Below are 6,229 nucleotides of genomic sequence, written 5' to 3'. Positions count from 1 at the left end.
ACGGCGCCGAACGGTGGTTGGTCCGGGTGGGAGGGGACCGGTGGTGGTCCGGGGAACAGCCGGATCGAGATGGGGAAGGCGCCGGACGGCCGCCTCGAGGTGTTCGCGCTGAACGGCGAGGTGTTCGAGCATCAGTACCAGACGGCGGTCAGTGGCGGTTGGTCCGGTTGGGAGAAGTTCGGCGAGGGCGGCCACGACCTGACGGTGGACCAGAATCAGGACGGTCGTCTCGAGGTGTTCGCCTCGGGTCCGGTGGGGGTGTTCCACCGGTATCAGACGGGTCCTTCGGGCTGGTCGGGCTGGAAGGGGACCGGTGGTCTGGCGAACGCGCAGCTGACGACCCAGCGGGCGGTGGACGGTCGGGTCGAGGTCTTCGCGATCAACGGTGACGCGGCCCAGCACATGTGGCAGACCGGCGTGAACGCCGCCTACGGGCCCTGGGAGTCCTTCGGCACCGGTGGCACGGAGATCACGGCGGTGGCCAACGCCGACGGCCGGATCGAAGTGTTCGGAACCAGCCCCGCCGGAGTCCACCACCGCTGGCAGACCGGATTCTCCAGTTGGTCCCAGTGGGGCTGGCTCAGGGACACCGCCGGACCCGGAATCGACTGACGACCCGCCACACCCCTCTGGAGCGTCCCGTGCAACCGATCAGCAGGCGGCGCCTGCTGCGCGCGGCCGGAGCGGGAGCCCTCGTGCTCCCGCTCACGGCCCGTGCCGCGACCGCCGCCCCCGCTCCCCAGGCGCAGTGGGTGGGCGCCGGCTCCTTCACCCATGTCTACGACCCCTCCACCCCCGGCCGCCGCCGCTACCTCAACGATCACACCCTGATCAGGGCGAACGGCCGATGGCACCTCTTCGGCATCGTCGGGGACAGCGTCGCGCCCGGCCAGGTACCGGACAGCTCCGCCGAGACCTCTTTCGTCCACGCCTCCGCCCCCCAGCCGTACGGCCCCTGGACCAGCCATGCCGACGCGCTGACCGTCGCCCCGGCCTACCACGGCGAACAGCACCTGTGGGCCCCGCACGTCATCGAGGCCGATGGCCGGTACTGGATGTTCTACGCCGCAGGAGGCGCCGCCGGGGCCGCGATCAACCTCGCCACCTCCCCGGACCTCTTCACCTGGACCCGGATCCCCTCGGGCCCCCTCTTCCGGGGGCGGGCCGCACGCGACCCCATGGTGGTGCGGATCGGCGCCCAATGGGTCATGTACTACACCGAGCTCGCCGCCTCCGACGGCCGTCACCTGGTCTGCTACCGCCGCTCCGACGACCTGCTCCACTGGGGCGAGCCGGGCATCGCCTACGCCGACCCCAGCACCGCCGCCTCCGGAGTCTCCGTCACCGAATCGCCCTTCGTGACCGCGAAGGACGGCTGGTACTACCTGTTCATCGGGCCCCGCGGCGGATACACGGGCACCGACGTCCTCGTCTCCCGCGACCCCTTCCGCTTCGCCCTGGACGGCTACGCCGGACATGTGCCCGGGCACGCGGTCGAGCCGGTCGCCGACGGGGACCGCTGGTACGCGAGCGCCGCCGGCTGGTTCGGGCGCGGCCTGTACCTGGCCCCGCTGCACTGGCAGGAGACGCCGCCCTTCTGGCAGAGCCCGGACAATCCGGTCGCCGCCCAGGACGCCCAGGGCCGCCTGAACGTCTTCGCCCTCGACGACGCGGGGCGCTCGATGCTGCGGCGCGTCCAGCTCGACCCGGACGCCGGCACCTGGTCGGCGTGGGAGGAGTTCGGCGGGCCGGCCGGCGCGGTCCCCACCCTCGGCCGCAACACCAACGGCAGGCTGGAGGTCTTCTCCCTCGCCCCCGGCGGCGCCCACCTGCACCACCGGGTCGAGCGGCCGGGCGGAGGCTGGTACGACTGGGAGGAGTTCGGCGGACCGGCCGGAGCCGCCCCCGCCGTCGCGCGCGACGCCTCCGGCCGCCTGGAGGTCTTCGCCCTGAGCCCCGGCGGCGCCGTGGTCTCCCGGCGTCGGCAGTGGTCGCCCGGGGCCCTCACGTGGGACGCGTGGGAGCCCGGATTCGGCGGCCCGGCGGGAGCCCCGCCCGTCGTCGCCGCCCATGCCGACGGGCGGCTGGAAGTGTTCAGCCTCCAGCCCGGAGGCGCGGAGATCCGGCACCGGTGGCAGCTGTCGCCGGGCGGCTCCTGGTCCTCGTGGGCCCGCTTCGGCACCGCGGCCGGCGCGGCTCCGCGCGTGGCGCGCGACGGCAGCGGGCGGCTCACCGTCTCCGCCCTCGGACCGTCCGGTGCGGGAGCGTTCCACCGCCGCCAGTCCGCACCGAGCGGAGGGTGGGACGACTGGCTGCCCCTGTTCGGCTGGTCGGCCGGGACTCCGCTGCTCCTGCCCGGCGCCGATGGCCGACTGGAGGCGTTCGCCCTGTCACCCGGGGGCGACCGGCTCGATCACCGGTGGCAGTACGCGCCCGGCGGGGGCTGGGATCCCGGAGGCGAGTTCGGTGAGCCCGGCGGCCTCCTCGCCGCCACCCCCGCCGCCGCCCTGGACGCGACCGGGCGCATCCATGTCTTCGCGGTCTCCACCGAGGGCCGGGTGCGGACCCGCGTACAGGCCCGGCCGGGCGGCGGCTGGCAGCCCTGGGCCTCCTTCGGCGACCGCGCCGTGGCTCCGCTGCGTTCGGGATCCCCCGCTCTCTGAGGGGCCGCCCGCCCGCCCGCCTCTCCCGCGGCTGTCCTAAACGTGACTGATACCACGCGGTAGGGCGGCACTCACAGGCGGTAGCGTGCCCCATGCCGTTGGGAAACCGTGGGGGACGGGGGAGCGTTGAGCGGGATTGTCGTGCATCTGCCAGGCGGGGACGGGAGCGCTCCGGTGACCCTCCGGCTCGGTCCCGGGGAGAGTGCGCGTTTCGGCCGCGGCTCGTCCACCACGCCGGTCGAACTCCGCCTGGCCGAGTCGACCGTGTCCCGCCTCGCCGGGGAGATCCGGGCGACCGACGACCACTGGCAGTTGAGCAATCTCAGCAGCACCCACAGCTATCTCGTGGAGAACCCGGAAGGGGCGGGGGAGTACCTCCGGGTTCCGCCGCGCCGCCTCGGGGCTTCGATCCCCTTCGAGTTCTCCCGCGTGGTGCTGCCCTCCCGCAGCGACACCCCGGTCAGCTTCCAGGTGTTCGCCCCCGACCACGTCTACCTCGATCCGCGCTCCACGGGCGGAGCCGGGGAGAGCCGCACCCTGACGGCGTACTCCCTGGACGAGACCTCCACCTACTTCCTGGTGCTCGTCGCGCTGTGCGAACCGTGGCTGCGCGACGCCTGGCCCGTCGCGGTTCCGACCACCCCCCAGGTCGTCGAACGGCTCCGGGGCCACCCGGCGTGCGCCAAGCTGACGGCGCGCGCGGTCAGTTCGCACATCGACTACCTGGCGGACGAGAAGCTGAGGGTGGACGTCCCCGCGGCCGACGGCGCCGGGCGGACGGAGCGCCGGAACGGCAAACGCGAGGCCGTGGTGGCGATCGCTCTGAGATTCGGCATCGTGCATGAGGAGCACCTCGCGCTCCTGCCGCGAAGAGTCCAGCCCCCGACCGGGCGGTAGGCCGCGGTGCCCCCGCAGAACCGGGCCGCGTCCGGGAGCGGCGACCGGGCCGGAATCCTGCCCCCCGGATACCGCGTGGGCGAGTGGACCGTCACGGAGCAGATCGGTTCCGGAGGCTGGGCCACCGTGTACGCCGCACGGCCGGCGGACCGGCCGGACGGCCCCGAAGTCGCCCTCAAGGTCATGCCCACCGCCGGACTGGCGCCCCGCCAGGCCCGCGACGTGGCCGAAGCGGCGAGCCGCGAGGTCGAACTCGGCCGGCAGGCGCCCCACCCGAGACTCATCAGGCTCCTCGACACCCTCGTACTGAACGCCCCGGACCGGCCCGCCCTCGACGGGGCGATCGTCCTCGTCATGGAGCGGGCCAGGTGCAGCCTGCGCGAACTGCTCGCCGCCGGGATCACCGAGGAGGAGGGCGGCCGGATCATCACCGGCATCTGCGAGGGGCTGGCCCATCTCCACCGCAGCGGCTGGGTGCACACCGACCTCAAACCCGAGAACGTCCTCATCCACCAGGACGGCGAGGTGCGGCTCTCGGACTTCGGCTTCGCCATCGAACTCAGCGGAACCCACGGCTACGCGGCCCCCATGGGCACCCCGGACTACCTGCCCCCCGAGCGGTGGCGGCAGCCGCTGGGGGAGCGCGGCGTCCAGGTCCGGCCCACGGCCGACGTCTGGGCCCTCGGGATCGTGATCCACGAGGTGTTCGCCGCGGGCGCCTCGCCGTTCCCCGGCGCCACCCCCATCACGCGGGGCGCCGCCGTGCAGGAGTACGGCGAGGGCCGGGCGGCCCTGCGGATGGACAACGCCGTCCCGGAGTTCTGGCGCACCGTGGCCGCCGACTGCCTCGCGCCCACGCACGAGGCCCGGGCCGCGCACACCGCCGAGAACCTGCTCGAACGGATCACGGCCGCCGCGCGGAGCCCCGGCCGCCGGGCGCCGCGCCCCCGGTTCCTCTCCCGGCTCGGCGTCCTCGCCGCCCTTCTCGCGTGCGCGGCGACGCTCACCGGGGGGCTCTGGTGGATCGGGGACGGGGAGGACGCCGGCCGCTCCCCCGTGCGCATCCGGGTGTTCAACGCCGAGCGAGGCTGCCAGGACCGCGAGGGCCGCCACCCGGCGTGCAGTCTGGGGCTCGCGATCGATCCGCACCAGCCCTACACGGCCGAGAACGTGGTGTCGACGCGGGTGTGGCACGGGGACGTCCTCGAAACGGACTGCCGGCTGCGCGACGGCTGGCCCATCATCGACGAGGCGGACCTGCACTCCACCCTCTGGTTCCGGATCCGCCTTCCCGGCGAGGACGCGGAGTCCACGGCCTGGCTGCCCGCCGTCCGTACGAAAGACCATCCGGCCCTCCCCTGGTGCACCGGCCCCTCGGAAGGCCCCGGTTGAACGGCGCCGGCCCGCCCACCGGGGAAGACGGGTCTGCGGCTCCCCGGTGGGGGGCGCCGGACACGGGCCGTCCGGGGCGGGCCTCCGGCAGCCCGTCACTCCGGATCGTTCCGGATACCCGGCCCGGCGCTCCCTCCCTAACCTGACCACCGCACCGCAAGAGAGCCGTCCGAACGGAGCCGGGGGCACAGCCATGTCGACGACCACCCTCACCGGACACCCCACCGCCGCACAGCTTTCGCCCCCGGAGCGCCGGGTGCTCGCGGCGGTCGGCTGCGGACTGCGGGACGACGAGATCGCCATCGCCCTCGCCCTCTCCGAGGAGAGCGTCGCCGAGCACCTCGCGGGCGTCCTGGTGAAGCTCGGCCTCCGTGACCGGGACGCCGCCATCGTGCACGCCTTCGACTGCGGTCTGGTCGTCCCCGGGCACGGCGTCCGCACCCCTGCGCACCGGCCGCATCCGCAGGCCCCGGCACTGCCGACGGCGGCCGGCCGGCTCGGGATCTCGCTGCTCGGTCCCCTGCGGGTCCGGCAGGACGGACGGCGACTGGACGCGGGGCATCTGCGTCAGCAAGCGGTCCTGGCGGTCCTGGCGCTGGGCGCCGGGCGATCCTTCAGCCGGGGGGAACTGCTCGACGGAGTGTGGGGCGCGGAGCCACCGGCCGGGAACGTGGTGCCCGTCTACGTCTACCGGCTGCGCAAGGTCCTGCACCCCGGCGGGGGGCAGGACCCGGTCATCGAGCACGGCGCCCGCGGCTACCGGCTGGCCTCCGCGGCGGCCGACGTGGACGTGGCACGGTTCGAGCAGCTCTCCGCCGCCGTCGCGGAGGCGGAACGGGCGGACGAACCGCGTGCGGTGGTGAGCCTGTGCACCCAGGCGCTGGGGCTCTTCCGGGGGGAACCTCTGGCCGGGCTCCCCGGCCCGTTCGCCGAAGGGGAGCGGCTGCGGCTCACCGAGCGCAGGATCGCCCTCACGCAGCGGAAGCTGGAGGGGCAGCTGCGGCTCGGCCGGAACGCGGAGGCCACGGCCGAGTTGTTCGCGCTGACGGCGGCGCACCCCCATAACGAGCCGCTGGCGGCCCTGCTGATCCGGGCACTGCACCGGAACGGGCGGCAGGCCGAGGCGCTGACGGTGTTCGAGCGTGCCCGCCGCCGCCTCGCCGACGATCTGGGGGTCGCTCCGGGGCCGGTACTGCGAGGCGCGCACCGCACGGTACTGCGCGCCCGCCCCTGACCGCACCGGTGACGGCGCTCACCCGAGCGGGTGGAGCCGTCCG

General features: G+C 74.5%; 4 protein-coding genes and 1 pseudogene. All 5 read left to right on the top strand.

What is annotated here, in order from left to right; all coding sequences use genetic code 11:
* Window positions 1-612 (top strand): annotated as a pseudogene (locus tag ACH4K1_RS16720) (M23 family peptidase); the annotation flags it as partial.
* Window positions 613-641: 29 nt separating this feature from the next.
* Window positions 642-2,663 (top strand): family 43 glycosylhydrolase, encoded by a 2,022-nt coding sequence (locus tag ACH4K1_RS16715; RefSeq protein ID WP_398090046.1) that lies wholly within the window; start codon window positions 642-644, stop codon window positions 2,661-2,663.
* A 126-nt stretch (window positions 2,664-2,789) separates the two neighbouring features.
* A complete protein-coding gene (locus ACH4K1_RS16710) occupies window positions 2,790-3,560 on the top strand; it encodes a serine/threonine protein kinase (RefSeq protein WP_398090045.1) in 771 nt (256 codons plus the stop codon).
* A 75-nt stretch (window positions 3,561-3,635) separates the two neighbouring features.
* A complete protein-coding gene (locus tag ACH4K1_RS16705) occupies window positions 3,636-4,952 on the top strand; it encodes a serine/threonine-protein kinase (protein ID WP_398090044.1) in 1,317 nt (438 codons plus the stop codon).
* 193 nt (window positions 4,953-5,145) lie between these two features.
* Window positions 5,146-6,186, top strand: a complete 1,041-nt coding sequence (locus ACH4K1_RS16700) for a BTAD domain-containing putative transcriptional regulator (RefSeq protein WP_398090043.1) — start codon at window positions 5,146-5,148, stop codon at window positions 6,184-6,186.
* Window positions 6,187-6,229 lie beyond the last annotated feature (43 nt).

Source organism: Streptomyces sp. NPDC017448 (genome assembly GCF_044330565.1).
GTDB lineage: Bacteria > Actinomycetota > Actinomycetes > Streptomycetales > Streptomycetaceae > Streptomyces.
This window is presented reverse-complemented; position numbering and strand designations above follow the sequence as displayed.